Raw genomic sequence first — 23,319 nt, 5'->3', positions numbered from 1 at the left:
TATAACGAGGTTTCACCATGGGTCCTGTAATGTTAGATGTCGAAGGGTATGAGCTGGACAGCGAAGAGCGCGAGATCCTGCGCCACCCTTCAGTCGGGGGAGTGATTCTCTTTACCCGTAATTTCCATGACACGGCGCAGCTGCGTGAACTGACGCGGCAGATCCGTGAAGCTACCCGCGACAACCGGGTTGTGATTGCGGTTGACCAGGAGGGCGGCCGCGTCCAGCGGTTTAAAGAAGGCTTTACCCGTCTGCCGGCGGCACAGTCTTTTGCACAGTTTAATGACCTGCTTACCGGCTCTGCGCTGGCGGAAGAGGCAGGCTGGCTGATGGCGGCGGAAATGATCGCCATGGATATTGATATCAGTTTTGCACCGGTGCTGGATCTGGGGCACGGCAGCGCGGCTATCGGCTCACGTGCGTTCCATGAGGACGGCGACATTGCGGCGCAGATGGCGGAACGCTTTGTGCGCGGTATGCGCAGTGCCGGGATGTCGAGCACCGGTAAACACTTCCCGGGACACGGCGCGGTCAGTGCGGATTCCCATAAAGAAACGCCGCGTGATGAGCGCGATCCGGCGTTGATCCGCGGTAAAGACATGGCGATTTTCCGTGAGTTTATCCAGCGCGGACTGCTTGATGCTGTGATGCCCGCACATGTGATTTACACGCAGATTGATGATCGTCCGGCGAGCGGTTCATCCTACTGGCTGAAATCGGTGCTGCGTCAGCAACTCGGGTTTGACGGGGTGATTTTCTCCGATGACCTGTCAATGGAAGGGGCAGCGGTGATGGGCGGCTATGCGGAGCGTGGTCAGGCATCACTGGATGCGGGCTGTGATATGATCCTGGTCTGTAATAACCGTAAAGGTGCTGTGGCTATCCTTGATAATTTGCCTGTTATCACGGCACAACGTATTGATAAGTTGTATCATCGGGGTAAAGGTTATGATCTGGCTGAACTGCAGCGCAGTGAGCGCTGGCAGCAGGCAAACAAAACCCTATCCGTATTACACGAACAATGGCAGGAGCGAGCATGATTATTTATCTTCATGGATTTGATTCAACCAGCCCGGGCAATCATGAAAAAGTGATGCAACTGAAATTTGCGGATCCGGATGTCCGTTTTATCAGTTACAGCACGCTTCATCCGCGTTATGACATGAAATATCTGCTGACTGAAGTGGATAAAGCGGTAAAACAGAGCGAAGGACCGGCTATTGTACTGGGCGTGGGTCTGGGGGGCTTCTGGGCTGAGCGTGTCGGATATCTGTGCGGGATCCGCCAGGTAATGGTAAACCCGAACCTGTTCCCGTATGAAAATATGGAAGGCAAAATCGACCGCCCGGAAGAGTATCTGGATATCATGACCAAGTGTATCTCGGATTTCCGCGAACTGAACCGGCAGAATTGCCTGGTGCTGTTGTCCCGCAATGATGAGGCGCTGGATAACCAGCGTGCGCATGACACGCTGTCACCGTACTATCAGGTTATCTGGGATGAAGAACAGACCCACAAATTTAAGGATCTGTCCCGTCATCTGCAGGAAATCAAAGGGTTTAAAACCGCGTTTAAAAAAGCCTGATAACACCGCCTCTCTGTAAAACGGCCGCGCCTGCGGAAGGCGCGGTATTTTTTTCCCTGCAACTGAAGCGATTCCCGTCTCAAATCTGCCTCTCCTGTGATCTTTATCTTACGTATCTTTCCGGTCATTGCGTTATATCAATAACTTTCTGGTGCTGAATCAGCAAGATAACAGGCTTTTTTCATCTGCGGTCACGAAAAGTTAATCCGGTGATTAAAGAAAGCATCAGAGGTAAACCAAAAGTAAAATAGTTTTGTTAAGTTTAAAATAATGTTTGCATTTTTCCGCCGGATTACCCAGAATTTGATTATGATCAAATATGGTATGACCAAATTACCTGTTGTGGTATACCATGGTGTGACACGATTCAGTTTTATCTGATGTTATCTCACTGTTTTTCCTGAAGAGCCCTGAGATAACGTTAGATTATTTTTCAGAGGATGTTATGACTACACCGAATACGAAGATTGTGATTATCGGCGGTGGCGCAGGCGGGCTGGAACTGGCAACGCAACTCGGCCACAAATTAGGTAAGAAGAAAAAAGCGGAAATCACTCTGGTCGATCGCAACAGCAGCCACCTGTGGAAACCGCTGTTACACGAAGTGGCGACCGGTTCTCTGGATGACGGCGTGGATGCCCTGAGTTACCTGGCACATGCCCGCAATCACTATTTCAATTTCCAGCTGGGTTCAATGACCGGACTGGATCGCGACAGTAAAAATATCACCCTGGCAGAAATCCGTGACAACAACGGCGACTTGCTGGTACCGGAGCGTAACCTGGATTATGACATTCTGGTAATGGCGCTGGGCAGCACCTCAAACGATTTCGGCACCCCGGGGATCAAAGAAAACTGTATCTTCCTCGACAGCCCGTCACAGGCGAACCGCTTCCATAATGAGATGCTGAACCTGTTCCTGAAATACTCCGCCAGCCACGGCGAAGGCGACAAAGTGAATATCGCGATTGTCGGCGGCGGGGCGACCGGGGTGGAACTGTCAGCGGAACTGTATAATGCCGTTGAGCAGCTTCACAGCTACGGTTTTAAAGGTCTGAATACCGATGCACTGAATGTGACGCTGGTGGAGGCGGGTGAGCGTATCCTGCCTGCACTGCCGCCGAAAATCGCCGGTGCCGCACATCAGGAGCTCACCAAACTGGGTGTGCGTGTGATGACGCAGACCATGGTCACCAGCGCCGATGAATCCGGTCTGAACACCAAAGACGGCGAGCATATCACCGCGAGCCTGATGGTCTGGGCGGCGGGTATCAAAGCGCCGGATTTCCTGAAAGAGATTGGCGGGCTGGAAACCAACCGTATTAATCAGCTGATGGTCAAACCAACACTCCAGACCACCCGTGATGATGCGATTTTTGCTATCGGTGACTGCTCATCCTGCCCGAAAAAAGAGGGTGGATTTGTTCCGCCGCGTGCGCAGTCAGCACACCAGATGGCCACCCGCTGCTATCACAACATCCTTGCGGTACTCAATGATAAGCCGCTGAAGGATTATGTGTTTAAAGATCACGGCTCGCTGGTTTCTCTCTCCCGGTTCAGTACGGTCGGCAGCCTGATGGGTAACCTGATGCGCGGCAATATGATGATTGAAGGGCGTATCGCCCGTGTGATGTATATTTCACTGTATCGTATGCATCAGATTGCGCTGCACGGTTATATTAAAACCGGGTTGATGATGCTGGTTGGTGGTATAAACCGGATTATCCGTCCGCGGCTGAAATTACATTAATTGATCTCATCCGAAATGGCGCCTGCGGGCGTCATTTTTTTATAATAATAAACCCTGCTCAGAACAGGGAAATACATATTGCACAGATTTGATATAAAGCCGGAAAATGCATTATTTAACAGGGAGTCAGTACCATCACTAACAGATAATTCCGGTGGTAATGAACAAAATAAGGCAGATACTGCTCTTTATTAATTATTGTTGATCGTTGTCAGTACACACACAGTCAGGTTGAATTAATAAATTACAGGGACAGAATTATTGTTTCATCATCATTATTATTTAACTTTTATTTAGCGGTGCTGTGGGAATATAGTCCGGTAAGATTAGTCGTTAAAAATAAAACCGGGTCAGATAGGAATAGTCCTAATTATTGCCGCTGGATATTTATATAATTTGACAATGAATAAAAATGAACGAAAACCATTATCACGAATAACATTCACAGGACTTGTGCTTCTGTTTGTTATTTTTGCGGTAATCATTTCTTTTGCTGTGACAAAGAATAAGCATCCCGCTGTTGCTGAGGTTCTCTCATCCGAACCTATCATGGCAACGGTACCGGTACGCCATGAATACTGTGACCTGACAACCATGCCGGGTCCGTACAAGCGTGAACTCCTGGATATCGTCCACCCGACTGAGCAGGTCTGCACGCCGTATCTGCTGTATGAAACCCTGCTGCATGAACCGAGAGTGTACGGCGGCCCGACATACCGCTCCTGTACGACGGCATACACCTATGAGCACCGGATTGTCGGCTATGATGTGGTGTATAAAATCAATGACACCGTCGGTAAGGTCAGAATCAATTATAATCCGGGGGATGTCATGCCGGTGGATAATACCGGGCGGCTGATCATTTTACCCGGGCTGAATACAGTGAAATAAAGTGTGTTTCAGACAAAAAAAAAGAATACCGGTTTATGTCATAAACCGGTGTGCACCACGTTTTATTTAATGTAACTGAAAATTAAACCCAGCCCTTCTGACGAAACTGCTTTAATACCGCCACAAATTGCTGCATCTCTTCCGGCGTGCCTAATGTCAGGCGGCTCCAGCCGGTCACCGGCGGAAATTCACGGCCGACCATAATATGGTTCTCCTTCATCCGCTGCTGATAGGTTTTTACATCCCCGGTCACCTTATGGAAGATAAAATTAGCCTGCGAGGGGGCATAAGGCAGATTTAATTCCTTCAGTGCGGCAACCACAATTTCCCGCGACACATCCGTTGAATGACGGCTGTAATCAATAAACGGTTTATCATTCAGGGATGCCAGTGCGGAAACGGCACCAGCTATATTAGTATTATCGATAGAATTGAAAATATTTACCTGTTCTGTCACTGCCGGTACGGAAATACCATAACCGACACGAAGCCCAGCCAGGGCAAATATTTTCGAGAAAGTCCGCGTCACAATAATATTGGATTTTCCGGCAGCCACCCATTCAACCGCACTTTTAAATTGCGGATCAGACACAAATTCCGCATACGCCTCATCAATAATAAAATTCTGCTGCGGTGGTGCCCGGTTTACCCACTGTGCGAGTTGTGATGCCGGGGTGATCATGGCGGTCGGGTTATTCGGGTTACAGATATAGATAACGGAATGACCGGCAAAGTTATCCGCAATCGCCTGCATTGCCGCGAGGTCGAAAGAGAGATCGGCTTTCAGCGGCACTTTGACAATATTTACGCCCAGCGGCTCAGCATACAGTTCGGCATAATTGAATGTCGGATCCGGCACAATCAGCTGCACCGGCTGCTGTTTTTTCTGTGCATCCGCCACCAGCATCTGCACAGCTGCCTGAATGGTTTCTGAGGAACCATTTCCGAGACTGATGTGTTCCGGTGTCAGTGAGAAATGAGCGGCAATCTGCTCAATCAGCGCTTCGCGGGCAGCATCCGGATAGCGGAACGCGCCGGGAAGGGCATCAATAATTGCCTGACGGGCTTTCGGCGACATCCCCAGTGAGTTTTCATTGAAGTTCAGCAGCAGCGGATGTTCTGCACTGAGCGGTGCGGCTTTAACAGCGGGAGAAACGGTATCAGTTGCGGCATGACTGGTGCTGATCAGAGAAGCAGCCGTTAAGCCACCGAATGCGATCCCTGTTGATTTGAGAAACGAACGACGATCCATAGTATTTACCCTGTTGTTGTCATTATATTTTGGTAAATACTAACCGAACTAATAATCTCCTTGCAAATTAATATTCACAATAAATGGATTTTTATTCATTTTAAGGTGCCGGCCAAAACCGGCACCTGACAGAGCGAACGTTGTACGTTATACCGGATGAGCGGCAAATGCAGTCAGTAAATCCGCGACAAACTCAATGCGTTTGGTGCGGTCGGTCAGGTCACAGATAAACTTCAGTTTTGACGGGCCGTCCAGCCGGTACTGTTTCGGGTTATTTTGCAAAAGCCCGATAAGATACGCCGGGTCAACATGGTTTTTCTCACTGAACTCGACAAAACCACCTTTTTCCTGCGCTTCAATCCGGCGGATCCCCAGTTCCTGTGCCTGCAGGCGCAGACCCGCTGCCGCCAGCAGATGACGACCGGCATCCGGCAGCAGACCGAAGCGGTCAATCAGCTCAATTTTCAGTTCGGTCAGTTCGGTATCGCTGCGCGCGCTGGCAATCCGTTTGTAGAAGGAGAGGCGCATGTTTACATCCGGCAGATAATCTTCCGGCAGCAGGGCCGGCATACGCAGCTCCACTTCGGTCTGACTCTGGGTGAGATCTTCCAGTGACGGCTCTTTGCCGCTTTTCAGGGAATCAACCGCACTTTCCAGCATTTCCATATAGAGTGTGAAACCGACGCTGGCCATCTGGCCGCTCTGATCCTCGCCCAGCAGCTCACCCGCACCACGGATTTCCAGGTCATGAGTGGCGAGGGCAAACCCGGCTCCTAAATCTTCCAGAGAAGCAATTGCTTCCAGGCGTTTATGGGCATCGGTGGTCATGGCTTTCGGGTGTGGCGTCAGCAGATAAGCATAGGCCTGATGGTGTGAACGCCCGACACGGCCGCGCAGCTGATGCAGCTGTGCCAGCCCGAAATGATCGGCCCGTTCGATGATAATGGTATTGGCGCTGGGAATATCGATACCGGTTTCAATAATCGTGGTACATACCAGTACATTAAAACGCTGATGATGAAAATCGGTCATGACCCGCTCCAGCTCGCGCTCACGCATTTGTCCGTGGCCGATTGCCACACGGGCTTCCGGCACCAGTTCCGCAATGCGGTCGCGGGCTTTTTCAATGTTTTCCACATCATTGTAGAGATAATAGACCTGGCCGCCGCGCAGTACCTCACGCAGAATCGCTTCCCGCACCACCAGCTCATCATACTGACGGACAAAGGTTTTCACCGCCAGCCGTCTTGCCGGCGGGGTGGCGATAATAGAAAGGTCCCGCATGCCGCTCATGGCCATATTCAGGGTACGAGGGATCGGGGTGGCGGTGAGTGTCAGGATATCCACATTGGCGCGCATTGCCTTGATGCGCTCTTTATGACGGACACCAAAGCGGTGCTCTTCATCCACCACCAGCAGGCCGAGATCATGCCAGTGCACATCGCTCTGCAACAACTTATGTGTGCCGATAATGATATCCACTTTTCCTTCTCTGGTATCATCCAGCACCTGCTGCTGCTCTTTGGCGCTGCGGAAACGGGACAGAACTTCAATCCGCACCGGCCAGTTGGCGAAACGGTCACGGAAGTTATCATAGTGCTGCTGCGCGAGCAGAGTGGTCGGCACCAGCACAGCAACCTGTTTGTGGTTATGGACGGCGAGGAAGGCCGCCCGCATTGCGACCTCGGTTTTACCGAAACCGACATCACCGCACACCAGTCTGTCCATCGCCACCGGCTGACACATATCACTCAGCACGGCATTAATAGCCTGCTCCTGATCCGGGGTGGTTTCAAACGGGAAGGACTGGCAAAATTCACGGTACTGTTCGCGGTCATGTTTAAAGGCAAAGCCGGGTTTGACAGCCCGTTGTGCATAAATATCCAGTAACTGTGCCGCCACATCGCGGACTTTTTCCGCTGCTTTCTGACGCGCTTTGCTCCAGGCTTCACCGCCGAGTTTATGCAGCGGGGCACTTTCATCCGCGCCTCCGGCATAGCGGCTGATCAGATGCAGCGAGGATACCGGGACATACAGTTTATCTTCCCCGGCATAGGTGAGGATCAGGTATTCCGCCTTGATCCCTCCGGCTTCCAGGGTGGTTAATCCCTGATAGCGGCCTACCCCGTGCTCCAGATGCACCACCGGCTGGCCGGGGCGCAGTTCCGCGAGGTTGCGGATCAGGGTATCGGTGTTAATTGTGCGGCGGGTGTCCTGACGGCGGCGCACCACACGCTCACCCAGCATATCGCTTTCGCAGATCAGGACGCGCTGACGGTCATTATCAACAAAACCGTGCTCAGCGGCACCGATCATGACATAAATGCCCGGCACGGTTGCATCCTGCAGGCTGCGGATTTCCGCCGGTTTGATTTTGATGCGCGCCAGCAGTTCCTGAACGCTTTCGCGCCGTCCCTCACTTTCCACCGAGAAAATCACGGCAGCGTCGGTGCTTTCCAGGAAGCGGCGCAGCGGGTCAAGCGGGGATTTCAGTTGCGGATTGACTTTCAGATCCGGCAGCGCGGTATACCCGAGGTTGGTATTGGCGGCTTTGCGCGGCAGTTTGTCATTATTGAGCTGCACACGCGGCAGCGTTTTCATCCGCTGACTGAGTTCTTCCGGCGTCAGCCACAGCTGTGATGGCGGCAGTAACGGCCGCATCGGATCCACACCCCTGCTTTCAAAACGCTGTTGCACATCACGGCGGAAACGGTCGGCGGATTCCTGTAAATCCTGGGTCACCAGCAGGGTGTTATCCGGCAGATAGTCAAACAGAGGTACCAGCGGCGCGGTGAAAAACAGCGGCTGCCAGTACTCGATACCGGCGGGAAGGGTACCTTTGCTGACCTGCTGATAAACATGCTCCGGGTCGCGGCGTACCTCAAAGGTTTCCCGCCACTGACTGCGGAACAGCTCGATAGCGTCTTTATCCGTCGGGAATTCGTGAGCGGGCAGCAGATTGATCGCATTCACTTCATCGAGGGTGCGCTGGGTATCGACATCGAAGGTACGCAGGCTGTCGATTTCATCATCAAAGAAATCAATCCGGAACGGCAGTTCGCTGCCCATCGGAAACAGATCCAGCAATGCGCCGCGAATGGCGAACTCGCCGTGCTCCAGCACTTGTTCCACACTGCGGTAACCGCCCTGAACCAGCTCTTCACGCAGCTTGTCCCGTGACAGTTTTTCCCCTTTTGCCATCACCAGGGCGTGACTGGTGAGAAATTCAGGCGGACACACTTTCTGCATCAGTGTATTGACCGGCAGGATCAGTGCGCCTTTTTCCAGAGTCGGCAGACGGTACAAGGTGGATAACCGGTTGGAGATAATCTCCTGATGCGGCGAGAAGCTGTCATACGGCAGGGTTTCCCAGTCGGCAAGGGTTTCTGCCGGGAGTGCGGTAAACTGGCGGATTTCATCCCGCAGCCGCAGGGCATTCTGCATATCGCGGGTTACCAGGATGACGGGGCCGTCGTGTTGTTCAATTATCGACGCGGTTTCCACCGCACAGGCTGCGCCGGTCATTTCACCGAGCTGGCGGGTGTCTGCGGCACGGGCCGGGAGTTCATAGCGTGTTTTCAGCGACATTCGGTTTTCCATCGGGCTGCGTGTTTCTGTCAGGTAACAAGGTTCTGCCATACCGGAGTGGCTTGTCCGGGCAATAAAAGGCCGCCGCGCTGCCGGTCCGGAGGAGGTCTGATACCGGCAACACGCTGACCGTCAATGAAAAAAAACTGCCGCAAACGGGCGGGAGTGGTTCCATTCATCAACCGGAGCCTTTATTATCCCTGAACACTTCGCTTTGGCAACAGGGGCGTTCAGATTTCATGTTTCAGTCTGTCTCATTTTTAATCGGTCTGCGTTACATGCGGGGACGCGGCACGGATCGCTTTGCCCGTTTTGTCTCGCTGCTTTCCGCCATCGGCATCACGCTGGGGGTGACAGCACTTATCACCGTGACATCCGTGATGAACGGTTTTGAACGCTCATTGCAGCAGAGTATCCTCGATTTTATGCCGCAGGCGGTAATCACCACCGGAAACGGCGTGCTGGATCCGCAGACGCATCCGGTCTCACAGTTAGCCGGGTTGCGTGATGTGGTAAAAACCGCCCCGATAGTGACCGGTGACGTGGTTTTGCAGAGCACCGGCAATGTGGGGATCGCCTCCGTGACCGGAATTGATCCGCAGGGGGATGAACCGCTGCTGGATTATCTGGTGAATACCCGGCCGTCCGACCTGGCGGCAGGACAATATCATGTGGTGGTTGGCGAAGGCGTGGCAAAACGCATGGGACTTAAGCGCGGGGATAGTGTCCGTATCCTGGTGCCGAATGTGTCACAGCTGACGCCGATGGGACGTATCCCGAGTCAGCGCCTGTTTACCGTGGCGGGCTTTTTCTCCTCCGGCAGTGAATCCGATAACACTCAGGTGCTGATGAATCAGGAGGATGCGGCGCGTCTGATGCGCTATCCGGCGGGTAATATTACCGGCTGGCGTCTCTATCTGTCACAGCCGTTACAGGTGGACAGCCTCAGTCAGCAGACATTGCCGGAAGGTCTGGTCTGGACAGACTGGCGCGTGCAGAAAGGCGAGTTTTTCCAGGCGGTGCGCATGGAGAAAAATATGATGGGGCTGCTGCTCAGCCTGATTATCGCCGTGGCTGCCTTTAATATCATTACCTCACTGGCGCTGCTGGTGATGGAAAAACAGACCGAAGTGGCCATCCTGAAAACCCTGGGAATGACACGCGGCAAAATTATGCTGATCTTTATGATTCAGGGCGCAGGGGCGGGGATCCTCGGCTCGGTGATCGGCGTTCTGCTGGGCACGTTGCTTTCATCACAACTGAATATTCTGATGCCGCTGCTGGGGCTGATCCCGAAAGGAATCGCTCTGCCGACGGTCATTGAGCCGCTGCGCGTAATCACTATCGGCGCGGCTGCCATGCTTATCTCTTTATTATCCACACTCTGGCCTGCGTGGCGGGCGGCAGCGGTACAACCCGCGGAGGCTTTACGTTATGAGTGAGTTATTACTGGCATGTCGTCAGTTATGCAAATCCTATCATGAGGGCACAGTGGAAACTGATGTCCTGAAACAGGTCAATTTTGAACTCCGGCGCGGGGACATGCTGGCGATTGTCGGCAGTTCCGGTTCAGGGAAAAGTACACTGCTGCATCTGCTCGGCGGACTGGATTCCCCGACCTCCGGTGACGTGATTTTCAACGGTACGGCACTTTCCGCCATGAGCCAGAACGCCCTGTCGGCGCTGCGCAATGAAGAAATGGGCTTTATTTATCAGTTCCACCATCTTCTGCCTGATTTTACGGCGGCGGAAAACGTGGCAATGCCGCTGCTGATCGGTGGTATGGCGCGGGATAAAGCGCTGGTGCAGGCGGGAGAAATGCTGGAGCAGGTCGGTGTGGCCGCGCGCGCTCATCACCGCCCGTCTGAGCTTTCCGGCGGGGAACGTCAGCGGGTGGCGATTGCCCGTGCGCTGGTGAATAAGCCGTCACTGGTGCTGGCCGATGAACCGACCGGTAACCTGGATCAGCGCAATGCGCAGAGCATTTTTAACCTGTTATCCGAACTGAATAAAACCCTCGGCACTGCTTTCCTGGTGGTTACCCATGACCTCGCCCTGGCGGCGAAAATGGGACGCCAGATGGAAATGCGCGACGGTATTCTGAATGCACAGCCGGAGACGGCGCTATGAATGCACTACCGCTGTCATTACTGACTGCGCTGCGTTTCAGCAAAGGACGGAAACGGGCGGGGATGGTCTCGCTGATTTCTGTCATTTCCACCCTGGGGATCACGCTCGGGGTGGCGGTACTGATTATCGGGCTGAGTGCCATGAACGGCTTCGAGCGCGAGCTGGAGAACCGGGTGCTTTCCGTGGTGCCGCAGGGGCAGATCTCCACCGTTGAACAGCCGTTTGATACCTGGGCGCAGAGCCTGCTGCGGATCAAAAATACCCCGGGTGTCGTGGCAGCCAGCCCGTATATTGAATTTACCGGACTGGCGGAAAAAGGCAGCAAATTACAGGCCATGCAGCTGATGGGGGTGGATCCGGTCACTCAGAAATCGGTGAGCGGATTGCCGGAATTTGTTGCGGATAATGCCTGGGCGGATTTTCAGGCCGGGAAAAATCAGATTATCCTCGGTGACGGCGCGGCGAAATCCCTCGGTGTTGCGCAGGGAGACTGGCTCACCATCATGATCCCGAATCACGACAGCACAGAGCGTCTGTTACAGCCGAAACGCATCCGTTTGCAGGTCGCGGGGATTTTCCGCTTAAGCGGGATGCTGGATCACCGGCTGGCGCTGCTGCCGCTGGAGGATGCACAGCAGTATCTGGATTACGGTGAGGGTGTCACCGGGATTGAAATCCGCGTGGATAATGTTTTTAACGCCAATGACGTGGTGCTGCGGGCGGCGGAAGCCAGCCGTGAACATGTCTTTTATAAAAGCTGGATCAACGAATACGGCTATATGTACAGCGACATTCAGTTAGTGCGCAGTATTATGTATCTGGCCATGATTCTGGTGATTGGCGTGGCGTGCTTCAATATCGTTTCCACCCTGATTATTGCAGTGAAAGATAAAAGCGGGGATATCGCCATTCTGCGTACCCTCGGTGCGAAAGACAGCCTGATCCGCGCCATTTTCCTCTGGTACGGACTGCTGACCGGCATGGTTGGTTGTATCAGCGGGGCGGTACTCGGCACACTGGCAGCACTGAACCTGACACCGCTTATCCGCGGTATTGAATTCCTTATCGGGCATAAATTGCTGTCCGGTGATGTCTATTTTATTGATTTCCTGCCGTCGGAGCTGCGGCTGACAGATCTGCTGTATGTGGTTCTGACCACCATTGTGCTGAGCCTGCTGGCAAGCTGGTATCCGGCGAGACGCGCCTGCCGCCTTGAACCGGCACGTATTCTGAGCGGGCAGTAAAGCCCGCAGGAATTGTAATGATTTTTGAATCCGAGGTTCGGATGCATTACCCTGAACGGAGACAGTGATGAACAAAGGCCGGATTATGCGCAGAACGCACCGATTAAGAAAGTTACGCAAACAGCGGCGGATCCTGCGCCAGCGTTTTCACTTACGCTTTTTCTATCGCGATAAATGGATGGCCGGAAAAATGGATCAGTTTAAACCGAAAGTTGTTGTGCTGACCGGCGCGGGTATTTCCGCCGAGTCCGGGATCCGCACGTTCCGTTCGGAAGACGGACTGTGGGAAGAGCACAATATTGAAGATGTGGCGACACCGGAAGGCTATGCCCGCAACCCGCGTCTGGTGCAGCAGTTTTATAATGACCGCCGCCGACAGTTACAGTCCCCTGAGGTGAAACCGAACCCGGCACATCTCGCGCTGGCGGAGCTGGAACAGGTGCTGGGGGATAACTTCCTGCTGGTCACCCAGAATATTGACAACCTGCACGAACGGGCAGGCAGTGAGCGGATTATCCATATGCACGGCGAACTGCTCAAAATCCGCTGTGCGATGTCCGGACAGGTTCAGTCGTGTACCGGTGATCTGTCTGCCGATGAGCGCTGCCACTGCTGTCAGTTCCCGTCACCGCTGCGCCCGCATATTGTCTGGTTTGGTGAAATGCCGTTCGGTATGGATGAAATCTATCAGGCGCTGAATGATGCGGATATCTTTATCGCCATCGGCACCTCCGGGCATGTCTATCCGGCGGCCGGGTTTGTCCATGAGGCGCGGCTGTGCGGCGCACACACGGTGGAACTCAATCTGGAACCGAGCAAAGTGCAGAGTGAGTTTGAGGAGTGTCACTACGGGCCTGCCGGACAGGTGGTGCCTGAGTATGTCCGTCAGTTACTCGCGCAGATTAACAACACTAAATCTGATTTGACGCAATAACTCAATTTATGTTTCCCCGATAATAAGAAATCAATGTTATTGGGGGAACACATGGATAAGTTATTAGAGCGCTTTTTCGGTTATGTCTCTTTTGACACGCAGTCGAAGCCGTCAGCCAAGCTGACACCAAGCAGCGACGGTCAGTTAAGGCTGGCGCGTGCTCTGGAAAAAGAGCTGAAAACGCTGGGGTTATCAGATGTCTCGCTGGATGATAACGGCTGCGTGATGGCAACGTTACCGGCGAATGTTGACTGGCCGGTGCCGGTGATCGGTTTTATTTCTCACCTTGATACCTCTCCGGATTTCTCCGGACGTAATGTGAATCCTCAGGTTCTGGAAAATTACCGTGGTGGTGATATCGCACTCGGCATCGGTGACGAAGTGCTGTCGCCGGTCATGTTCCCGGTGCTGCATACCATGCTGGGTAAAACCCTGATTATGACAGACGGTAAAACCCTGCTGGGTGCCGATGATAAAGCCGGTATTGCGGAAATCATCACCGCGATGGTGCGTCTGAAAAACAGCGATATTCCGCACGGGGATATCCGCATTGCTTTCACACCGGATGAAGAAATCGGCCGTGGTGCGCAGTATGTGGATCTGAAAAAATTCGGTGCACAGTGGGCTTATACCGTTGATGGCGGTGGTGTCGGTGAGCTGGAATATGAAAACTTCAACGCGGCGGCAGTCTCTATCCGTATTGAGGGGAACAATGTGCATCCGGGCAGCGCCAAAGGGGTGATGGTGAATGCACTGTCGCTGGCAACCCGCATCCACAGCGAATTACCGCCGGAAGAAACCCCGGAGAATACCGAAGGGTATGAGGGGTTCTATCATCTGCAAAGCATCAAAGGCACTGTTGAACGCGCGGAAATGAACTATATTATCCGTGATTTTGACCGTAACAACTTTGAAAAACGTAAAAGCAACATGATCGCGATTGCCGAGAAAGTCGGTAAAGGTCTGCATCCGGACTGCTATATTGAGCTGACGATCGATGACAGCTATTACAATATGCGCGACCATGTGGTGAAACACCCGCATGTGATTGAACTGGCCAAACAGGCGATGATTGACTGTGATATTGAGCCGGATATCAAACCTATCCGCGGCGGTACTGACGGCGCACAACTTTCTTATCGTGGTCTGCCGTGCCCGAACCTGTTTACCGGCGGGTATAACTTCCACAGTAAGCATGAGTTTATTTCGCTGGAAGGCATGGAACAGGCTGTTTCTGTGATTATGCGGATTGCAGAATTAACCGCACTGGATATGAAGAAATAAATAACTCGCATATCAATTAAATATCAATAAGCCACCTGAATAAAAGGTGGCTTTTTTATTAAATAAAGTTGCCTCATAAAACAGTAAAATCCTTTCCGGTGATATTACATTTTTTATTCTTCATTATCTGACTTTTGTTTTGTATTTGTTTAACTGATGCTGATATGTTTTTACGCCTGTCATATTTCGGTGCGGATAATCTTAATAAGATAATTCATGTCATTAAAATTATGTATAATTGATATACTTTAAAGGTAATTATTTATGTCTATGTTAAAAAATAAATTATTTATTTCTTCTTTATTCTTACTGTCAGTTAATTCATTCGCTGCAGATGGTGATGGAATTCTGGGTGAACAGCCTGCTGAAGATCCTGTTGAGATTAATGGTAATATTATATTTAAGGGCGAAATTACAGATTCAAGTTGTGATATCGCTCAAAAGGATATTGAGATTGACCTCGGTACCCATTCCGCAAAGTTGCTGAAAACCAGAGATGACAGAACACCGGAAAAAGAATTTGATATTGTTGTGGCTGATTGCTCATTATCAATGACATCGTTAAAAATTAAAATGACCGGTACTGCGCATGGAGATAACGCGACATTATATGCGCTGGATGCCGGTGAGAAAAGTGCCGGTAACGTCGGTATTATTGTAATCGACAAGCAGAATCAGCCGGTAATACCGGGCGCGGCTTACCAGGATATTACACTGAAAAATGATTCACGGGACTACACGCTGACCTATCGTGCAGCCTATCAGGCTACCGGACTGGCAACACCGGGCACAGGTAATGCTACCATTAATTACACCGTTTCTTACGAGTAACAGCTGATACCGGCGGCAATTATTATTGCCGCCACGGATAACGCGCACCATGAAAAACTATTTCACTTTTTTTATTCTTATATACCTTTCAATAAGCCAGGCAACCGCAGCGGTCGTCGTTGGCGGAACCCGGTTTATTTATCCTCAGGATAAAAAAATGATCACTATCCCTGTTGATAATACCGATAAAAAAACAGCGTATTTAATCCAGGGCTGGATTGAAAAAGAGGATGGCATTACAAAAAGCAAGGATTTTATTCTCACTCCGGTTATTTTTCAGCTGGATGCGGGAAAAAAAGGTATCCTGCGTGTCATGCTTAAACAAGCTGCTTTTCCGGATGACAGAGAAACATTACTCTGGCTGAATGTCCGCGGGATCCCGGAAACTGACGAACACAGAGAAAATAAACTTCAGGTTGTTATCAACTCAAAATTTAAATTTTTTTATCGCCCGGCAGAATTAACCGAGCCTGATTATAATAACCTGATATATGAACGAAAAGGAAATAAAATTAAAATCATTAATAACACACCTTTTCATATCACTGTCAGAGATATCACCGTTAATAATAAAGAACATACTGTTTCAGACATGATTGTTCCATTTGAATCATTAACTGTACCGGTAACGGCTATTCATCATAATGACACGATCACAGCCAGTTATATTTCTGATTTCGGCGGAATTATTTCTAAACCAGTGACGTTTAAAAAATAATAATATTATTATGCAACTGAAAACACCTTATTTTTTTCTTTTGGTGCTGCTTCCTGTTTTTTTTTCCGGAAAGACCCGGGCGGCACCGTATTTTAATCCGGCGGCACTGGGTCTGAACGGTGATAACCCGGTGATGGATCCCGTGCAGTTTCAGTATCTGCGTGAACGGCAGTTTCAGGAAGAAGGGCGCTATTTTGTGTCAGTCAGGGTTAATCAGCGCAGAGTAAGCAGCGGTTGGCTGGAATTTCATTATCATCCGCAACACAAAAAGTTGCTGCCGCAAGTCACCCGAAAACAATGGCTGATCTGGGGATTACGGCCTGATGCATCGCCGGCATTTGCTGAAACGGAAAACACGGCACCGGTTGCGGATATTACCGGGCTGGTCAGCGGTGTTGTGCTGAATTTTGATGCGGTACAACAGGCTCTGGATATTACGATCCCGCAGCGATTTTTTCTGACAGATGAACAACGGGCAGCGGATGCTTCATTATGGGAACCCGGGATTACTGCATTTATGCTCAATTATGATTACCGTGTCTCCCGGCAGAGCAGAAGATTCAGTGATCACACCGGACATACCCTGTTACTGCAGAGTGGTTTTAATACCGGATTCTGGCGGCTTCGCCATCACAGCAGAGCAGAATACCGGAACCGGAAAATGACATGGCAGTCAGAACGGCTGTGGATGTACCGCGCTATTGCACCTCTGCGCAGTGAGTTACAGCTGGGGGAGCTGTTCAGCGGTGATGTGTTGTTTGACAGCCGCGCATTCAGAGGGATCAGGCTGGCTTCACAAGGGGATATGTATCCGCTGAATCAGCAGGGGTATGCACCGGTTATCAGTGGTATCGCCGGGCAGAGTGCGGAACTGACTATCAGGCAGCAGGGTATGGTTATCCGCCGTGAAACACTACCGGCCGGTGAGTTTGTTATCGATGATCTGAACACGTCTTTTCAGGGAACGGAACTGGATGTCACCATTGAGGAGGCTGACGGCACTGTACAGCATTTTACCCGGCACGGAGCCGCAGTTCCTGTCATGCAACGGGAAGGCAGGCTCAGCTACACGCTGGATGCAGGAAGATACAGCGGGAACAGAAATAATAACAAGGATCTGTTTGTGAAAAGTACGGCGGCATACGGCATTAACTCTGTCCTGACGCTGTACGGTGGTGGTTATGCGGCACAGCATGCCCTGAGCAGCGGTGTGGGGGCGGGTGTCAATATGGGAGCGGCAGGCGGGGTTTCCGCTGATATTCTGATGCATCACACAACAGCAAAACACTATCCGCGTTACCGGCTGAATTATCAGAATTTTTTTCCGCTGACCGGAACGTTACTTAATAGCGGGGCGACTCATGATCAGCAATCAAGGCAATGGCAGGTCAGGCTGCTGCAACCGCTGCCGGGAGATAACGGTGCGTTATCGTCAGGATATGACTACAACCGTACCGGCCATGACGGGCGCGGATACCGGGTACTGATCAGCAGGGATGCCGGCTATTCCGGTCATATTGGCCCGGTACATTATGGTGTGCATGCACAATACCGTACCGGCGGGCAGTTTCGGAAAGCGGATAAACGAGTCTCTTTTTCGTTGTCAGTACCGCTGGATTTTGCCGGTCAGCAGGCGCGCAGCCATTTTCATTACCACCGGCGGGCAGGTAAATCCTCTCTGCAAACATCTGTTAATGGTTTGCTGGGTGAAGAGCAGCGCTTTGCGTACTCAGTTACACACAGTTATCAGCAGCAGAGTACAGCACATTACCGGGGGGCGGAACTGCGCTGGCGACATGATCTGGCGGATATCCGGGGGCGTATCAGTCACAGTCACGGACACAATACCCTGAGCGGGGATATTCAGGGCGGCCTGATTATTCATGACAACGGGATCACGCTGTCACGCCCGCCGGGGGAAACCAGCGGACTGGTGGATACCGGCGGCACCGGGGGAGTAAGCCTGACCTCACGGACAGCCGCACGGACTGACCATGCCGGGTTCAGCGTCATTCCTCAGTTGAATCATTATCATCAGAATATTGTCCGTATCGATCCGGAAACCCTGCCGGATAATGCGGATGCGGATGACCCGGTCGTTCAGGTGATCCCGTCAAAAGGTGCAGTGGTACCAGTCCGTTTTGCGGTGAACAGCGGTTTCCGTGCAATTTTTGCATTGAGAACCCCGCAGGGTGCCGTACCGTTCGCTGCCCGTGTCAAAATCAGAAAAGCAGACGGCAGCAGCGTCAGTGGTATTACCGGTGAGGACGGGGAGGTGTATCTCAGCGGATTACCGGCGCAGGGGCGCTTACAGGCTGTCTGGGGTAAAGGAGTGCACGAACAGTGTGAAGCGGATTTTTCAATCCCGCCGGAACAGCAGGGATTGATCACTTTCCCGCTGATGTGTCAGTAAAGGAATTTCAATGTTTATTCAGATCAACGCATTATGCCGTGCCGGGCTTTTTCTGTGTCTGACAGCCGGACTGAGCTTGTCTGCCACCGCAGAGGAAAATTGTACATTGATGACACCGGAAACCACACTCCGTATTCCCGGCGGGGTTATCAACGCGGCACATCATGTGCCGGTTGGCGGCGTTATCGGGGAGATAATACTGTCTGATAGTATTGATATTTATCAGTGCCGGATTGAGTCCGGTAAAAATATTGAATTTGTGCTGGTGGGCGGCATGCCGGGTAACAGAACACAAAATGTATCCGGACACACGATTTATGAACTCTCCGGAGGGATCGGCTACAGTCTGGGGGCGGTGGCGGAGCATCCGGAATGTATGAAATCGTCGCACTATGTGGACGGTCGTGATTCACCGGACAACAACACCGCCAATAAACGGCTGTGTACGATCAGCAACGGAATGGATCCGTCTCAGCCATACCGGGTCCGGGTTGTGGTCACCCTTTATAAGCTGAAGCCGCAAATAACGGCACATCATCCCGGGGGCTACCTGGGGCAGGTCTCAATGCGTGTTGACGGACAATGGCCGTGGGAACGGTATCATATTGTTGAATCCGGGTTACATCTGGGCGGATTTACGGTCCGGCAAAATTCCTGTGATCTTGATCCGCAGACAGACACAGAGATGGATTTAGGACCGGTATCGCGGACAGACTTCAGCGGTAAAGGCACTGTTGCACCGGGAAGTGTCCGTAATCTGGCCATCGCACTGCGGTGCAGCAAACTGACACAGGCGGATATTCGTCTGACCGGCAATGCATTTGCCGCACGTAACAGTCCCGGAACACTAAAGCTGCTGCGGAAAAACGGCAGTGCCTCAGGTGTGGGTGTCAGGTTGCTGCATAAAGGCAGACCGGTCACGTTCGGCGAGCCGCTTTTGTTTGATGAAGTCACTGCTCAGCGGGCTGTGCTCCGGTTGCAGGCTGCCTTTGTGCAGACGAAAGATAATATCGGGCCGGGCACAGCGGAAACGATCCTGAATTACACCATCCGTTACCAGTAAAAAAAGCGCTGCACGTCAGGTGCAGCGCTTTTATCTGAACAGTGAAGACTATTTTATGGCTGATTAATCATCAAAATACCAGTAGCCATTATTAATCAGCAGCGTCAGCAGGGTGACAAATTCCGGATCACTGAACGCATCCCCCAGCATGGCGGCGTTGATTTCATCATACTGGCAAAGCACATCCGCCGCTTCGATATGCCGGGTTATCAGGGCTTCGCCGTTAACGAAACAGGTATCACCGACACGCAGTACCCGCAGGCCATTCAGGCGGAACAGGGATTCCCCCTGTGACAGCAGTTCCTGAATTTCATCCGGGCTGTACGCCGGTTCCGGTGGTGCCAGATCCAGCTCATGGCGGGACTGGGAAATAAACTCACCGAACCATTTGCGGAACACATCCGGCTGGTCGAGCAGATCCTGCATCATACCGTGCAGCTTGGTCAGTTCGCCCTGCTGTATCAGTGCCGGGTTATCACGGAACGCCAGATCCGGGTCGCTGTAGCGGTAACTGCCGAGTTCATTGGCAATCACATAATCGGCAAAGCCGCTGAACAGTTCACGGGCGTTCGGGGCGCGGAAGCCGACAGAATAGTTCAGTGATTCCTCAATGGCATAGCCTTCGTGCGGGAATCCCGGCGGAATATAGAGGATATCGCCCGGCACCATTTCATCATCAATAATGGCATCAAACGGATCCACCTGTAACAGATCCGGATGCGGTGCGTGCTGTTTCATCGGGATTTTTTCCCCGACACGCCAGCGGCGGCGGCCCTGGCCCTGAATAATAAACACATCATACTGATCCAGATGCGGACCCACACCACCCCCCGGCACAGAATAGGAAATCATCAGGTCATCCATCCGCCAGTCAGACAGGCAGCGGAACGGCTTCATCAGTGCAGCGGACGGAAAATGCCAGTGATCAACGGCCTGAACCAGAATAGACCAGTCTTTCTCACCCAGCCCGTCAAACGCCTGAAACGGCCCGTGGCGCACATCCCATTTTCCGCTGAAACGGGTGACGATGCGGCTGTCGACTTCATCTTCCATTGCCAGACCCGCCAGTTCATCCGGGGAAATGGTGTCGCGGAAATTACGGAAACCGCCTTTGATCAGTAACGGACGTTTTTGCCAGTGGCTTTCCATAAAGGTCTGCCAGTCTAAATTCAGTTCATAATCCATGTGTTCGTCCTCAATAAACGCCGTGATCAGGCAGATGAAGGGAGTATAACGGAAAAAGACATATTATATTCATGCATATATTCATAACTTGCCGGCAACAACAGACTGGCTCTCAGTCTGTGTCTTCGTCGTGAACAGTCTGACGCCGGAACGTCACGGTAATACGGGCACCGCCCAGCGGGCTTTCGGTGACAACTGCGCCGCCGTCATACTGCTCCAGAATGTCGGTGACAATCGCCAGCCCCAGCCCCTGACCCGGCCGCAGGGTATCAACCCGCTGACCGCGGCTGAAAATCAGTTCCCGTTTCTCTTCTGGCACACCCGGGCCATCATCATCGACGATCAGAATAACTGCATCATGCTGCCACTGCGCCGTCACCTCGACAAACTCCAGACAGTATTTGCAGGCATTCTCCATAATGTTGCCCATGACTTCCATAAAGTCATTCTGCTGTCCCAGCCAGGTGATATCAGGCGGAATATCGACGGTAATATCCACGCCCTTGCGCTGATATACTTTAGAGAGTGCACTGGCGAGGCTGTCGATCAGCGCCGGAACGGAGGAAACGTCCCGCATCAGCACGGTATTATCACCGCCGATACTGGCGCGGTGCAGATAATAACCGACCTGCTGGGAAATCCGCCCGATCTGCTCAAGCATAACCGGCTCGGCGGTTTCAATCGTCATATCTTTACCGCCGCGCAGTGAGCGCAGGGTACTCTGCAACACCGCCAGCGGGGTTTTCAGGCTGTGTGTCAGATCAGAAAGCGTGCGCTGATAGCGGGTATAGCGCTCCCGCTCACTGTGCAGCAGCAGATTCAGGTTACGCACCAATCCGCGCAGTTCGCTGGGCGGGGTTTCATCCAGATCTTCCCGCTCACCTTTTTCCAGAGCACTGATCTGCCCGCTGAGGGCATTAATCGGCCGCAGGCTCCAGTGTGCCGCCAGCCAGATCAGCGGTGTGAGCAGAAACAGGTTGGCGAGCACCACGTAACCGAACCATTCCCAGACACGGAAGGTCTTCTGCAGATTTTGCGGAATGGTATCCACCACCACAATCGTCAGCGGCGGCAGGGTGTCGGTTTTGCCGTAACGGCTGACAGACACGGAGTGGATCATCCGCCCGTCGTGATCATCATCGAGGTCATTAATCCGGATATCTTCCGTGGCAAAGAGCGGGGTATTCACCAGCAGGGATTTGGTGGCTTCCAGCGAGGTATTCAGATCATACAACCCCTCTTTGGTCAGCCATTTGGCCGGAATGGCTCTCTCCAGCGCGTCAATATGATACTGCCGCCAGAGCAGATTCTGATTGTCATCATAAATCAGCACCACGGACGGGGCATTCAGGGAGAAATTCGGCGGAAAACGGATATTGAGTTTACCGTCATCCCACTGCGACAGGCTGTAAAACAGATTGCTCTGGCTGCGCAGCATGGTGTAGGTGGTTTTATCAAAACTGACCAGGTAACCGACCAGTGCCACAGCGCCGTAAGAGAGCGTCATGGCGAGGATCACGGCAAACGTTGCCAGTAAAAACCGGGTCCGCAGAGAGAAAGGGCGCGTTGTCCGCCTGGTCATGCGCAATACCTCAGTGGCTTAAGTGGCGTCTGTTACTTCCCGGCGTCGAAACGGTAGCCCTGTCCGCGGACAGTGACGATGGCATCAATATCGGTAATTGCCTGGATTTTCTTGCGCAGACGGCCCATCAGCACATCAATGGTGTGGCTTTCACGCAGTTCGGCATCCGGATAGAGCTGGCGCATCAGGGAATCTTTACTGACGACTTTACCATTATTCCGCATCAGTGTTTCAATAATGGTGTATTCAAACGCGGTGAGTTTAACGGCATTACCATCAACAAGAAATTCTTTGCGGGAAAGGTCGATAACAAAAATACCCAGTTCCAGGGTTTGGGAGGCGAGGCCGCTGTTACGGCGCATCAGCGCCTGCATACGGGCGACAATCTCTTCCAGCTGGAAAGGTTTGGTTACATAATCATCCGCCCCGGCATTCAGCGCGGCGACTTTTTCCTGCCAGCTTTCACGGGCAGTCAGCACCATAATCGGGATTTTGACCTGCTGCTGACGCCAGCGGGCGATCATCACCATGCCATCCTCACCGGGCAGACCGAGGTCAACCACCGCGATATCCGGCTGACTTTCCTGAAGAAAATAGTCTGCTTCTTTTGAATCTTCGGCCGCATCAACCTGATGTCCGAGGTCGCGGATCTGAACCGTCAGATGATGGCGGAGTAAATTGTTATCTTCCACGATGAGCACGCGCATACATAATTCCTTACAAAGACAGATATCCCAACAGGAAACGATGTGAATTGTAACAGTTTACATGAAGGATAGGGAACTTGTACGCCAAATAATACGCGCGATATGCGTTTAATCATAAAAAAAGAGGCAGATATCTTCTGCCTCTGTGTGATTAATTATCAG

General features: G+C 52.1%; 18 protein-coding genes. 13 read left to right on the top strand and 5 right to left on the bottom strand.

Features of this window, described 5'->3' with window-relative positions:
* Positions 1–17: 17 nt before the first annotated feature.
* From nagZ to umoD, 4 genes are all read left to right on the top strand, one after another.
* Positions 18–1,040 (top strand): beta-N-acetylhexosaminidase, encoded by a 1,023-nt coding sequence (gene nagZ, locus AB7038_RS02845; protein ID WP_368888897.1) that lies wholly within the window; start codon positions 18–20, stop codon positions 1,038–1,040.
* Positions 1,037–1,585, top strand: a complete 549-nt coding sequence (gene ycfP, locus AB7038_RS02840) for an alpha/beta hydrolase YcfP (RefSeq protein ID WP_004238088.1) — start codon at positions 1,037–1,039, stop codon at positions 1,583–1,585. Before nagZ ends, ycfP begins: the two co-directional genes overlap by 4 nt.
* Positions 1,586–2,030: 445 nt before the next feature.
* A complete protein-coding gene (locus tag AB7038_RS02835) occupies positions 2,031–3,335 on the top strand; it encodes an NAD(P)/FAD-dependent oxidoreductase (RefSeq protein ID WP_072870469.1) in 1,305 nt (434 codons plus the stop codon).
* Between the two features lie 402 nt (positions 3,336–3,737).
* Positions 3,738–4,226, top strand: coding sequence for a UmoD family flagellar biogenesis regulator (gene umoD / locus AB7038_RS02830; RefSeq protein ID WP_368889135.1), 489 nt, complete (start codon positions 3,738–3,740; stop codon positions 4,224–4,226).
* A gap of 82 nt (positions 4,227–4,308) precedes the next feature.
* Here the strand turns inward: umoD and AB7038_RS02825 are convergent, their stop codons facing one another.
* Both AB7038_RS02825 and mfd read right to left on the bottom strand, forming a co-directional pair.
* A complete protein-coding gene (locus AB7038_RS02825) occupies positions 4,309–5,478 on the bottom strand; it encodes a pyridoxal phosphate-dependent aminotransferase (RefSeq protein ID WP_369452716.1) in 1,170 nt (389 codons plus the stop codon).
* 147 nt (positions 5,479–5,625) lie between these two features.
* Positions 5,626–9,066: a transcription-repair coupling factor gene (mfd, locus tag AB7038_RS02820; RefSeq protein WP_369452758.1), complete on the bottom strand. Its 3,441-nt coding sequence runs from the start codon at positions 9,064–9,066 to the stop codon at positions 5,626–5,628.
* A gap of 239 nt (positions 9,067–9,305) precedes the next feature.
* On the opposite strand from mfd, the gene lolC reads away from it, so the two are divergent.
* From lolC to AB7038_RS02775, 9 genes are all read left to right on the top strand, one after another.
* A complete protein-coding gene (gene lolC, locus AB7038_RS02815) occupies positions 9,306–10,508 on the top strand; it encodes a lipoprotein-releasing ABC transporter permease subunit LolC (RefSeq protein WP_072870475.1) in 1,203 nt (400 codons plus the stop codon).
* On the top strand, positions 10,501–11,196 hold the full coding sequence (lolD, locus tag AB7038_RS02810; RefSeq protein WP_369452715.1) for a lipoprotein-releasing ABC transporter ATP-binding protein LolD: 696 nt from the start codon (positions 10,501–10,503) through the stop codon (positions 11,194–11,196). Before lolC ends, lolD begins: the two co-directional genes overlap by 8 nt.
* Positions 11,193–12,440 (top strand): lipoprotein-releasing ABC transporter permease subunit LolE, encoded by a 1,248-nt coding sequence (lolE, locus tag AB7038_RS02805; RefSeq protein WP_108656719.1) that lies wholly within the window; start codon positions 11,193–11,195, stop codon positions 12,438–12,440. The genes lolD and lolE overlap by 4 nt, the downstream gene beginning before the upstream one ends.
* 85 nt (positions 12,441–12,525) lie before the next feature.
* Positions 12,526–13,374 carry a Sir2 family NAD+-dependent deacetylase gene (gene cobB / locus AB7038_RS02800; protein ID WP_025154499.1) on the top strand — a complete coding sequence of 283 codons (849 nt, stop codon included), beginning with the start codon at positions 12,526–12,528 and terminating at the stop codon, positions 13,372–13,374.
* Between the two features lie 51 nt (positions 13,375–13,425).
* Positions 13,426–14,658 (top strand): peptidase T, encoded by a 1,233-nt coding sequence (gene pepT, locus AB7038_RS02795; protein ID WP_072870481.1) that lies wholly within the window; start codon positions 13,426–13,428, stop codon positions 14,656–14,658.
* A 264-nt stretch (positions 14,659–14,922) separates the two neighbouring features.
* On the top strand, positions 14,923–15,489 hold the full coding sequence (locus AB7038_RS02790; protein ID WP_368888893.1) for a fimbrial protein: 567 nt from the start codon (positions 14,923–14,925) through the stop codon (positions 15,487–15,489).
* A gap of 49 nt (positions 15,490–15,538) precedes the next feature.
* On the top strand, positions 15,539–16,207 hold the full coding sequence (locus tag AB7038_RS02785) for a fimbrial biogenesis chaperone (RefSeq protein WP_369452714.1): 669 nt from the start codon (positions 15,539–15,541) through the stop codon (positions 16,205–16,207).
* Between the two features lie 10 nt (positions 16,208–16,217).
* A complete protein-coding gene (locus AB7038_RS02780; protein WP_369452713.1) occupies positions 16,218–18,620 on the top strand; it encodes a fimbria/pilus outer membrane usher protein in 2,403 nt (800 codons plus the stop codon).
* Between the two features lie 10 nt (positions 18,621–18,630).
* Positions 18,631–19,683, top strand: a complete 1,053-nt coding sequence (locus AB7038_RS02775) for a fimbrial protein (protein ID WP_368888890.1) — start codon at positions 18,631–18,633, stop codon at positions 19,681–19,683.
* A gap of 63 nt (positions 19,684–19,746) precedes the next feature.
* Here the strand turns inward: AB7038_RS02775 and AB7038_RS02770 are convergent, their stop codons facing one another.
* The 3 genes from AB7038_RS02770 to phoP form a co-directional block, all read right to left on the bottom strand.
* Positions 19,747–20,868, bottom strand: a complete 1,122-nt coding sequence (locus AB7038_RS02770) for a ribosomal protein uL16 3-hydroxylase (protein WP_368888889.1) — start codon at positions 20,866–20,868, stop codon at positions 19,747–19,749.
* Between the two features lie 112 nt (positions 20,869–20,980).
* Positions 20,981–22,450: a two-component system sensor histidine kinase PhoQ gene (gene phoQ, locus AB7038_RS02765; RefSeq protein WP_072870497.1), complete on the bottom strand. Its 1,470-nt coding sequence runs from the start codon at positions 22,448–22,450 to the stop codon at positions 20,981–20,983.
* 32 nt (positions 22,451–22,482) lie between these two features.
* Entirely contained in the window at positions 22,483–23,157 is a 675-nt protein-coding gene (phoP, locus tag AB7038_RS02760) for a two-component system response regulator PhoP (protein WP_369452712.1), read from the bottom strand.
* Between the last annotated feature and the right edge of the window lie 162 nt (positions 23,158–23,319).

The sequence above is a fragment of the Morganella morganii genome (genome assembly GCF_041099235.1).
Classification (GTDB): domain Bacteria; phylum Pseudomonadota; class Gammaproteobacteria; order Enterobacterales; family Enterobacteriaceae; genus Morganella; species Morganella morganii_E.
Note: the sequence above shows the minus strand (reverse complement) of the source record. Positions and strands in the feature narration are given on the sequence as shown.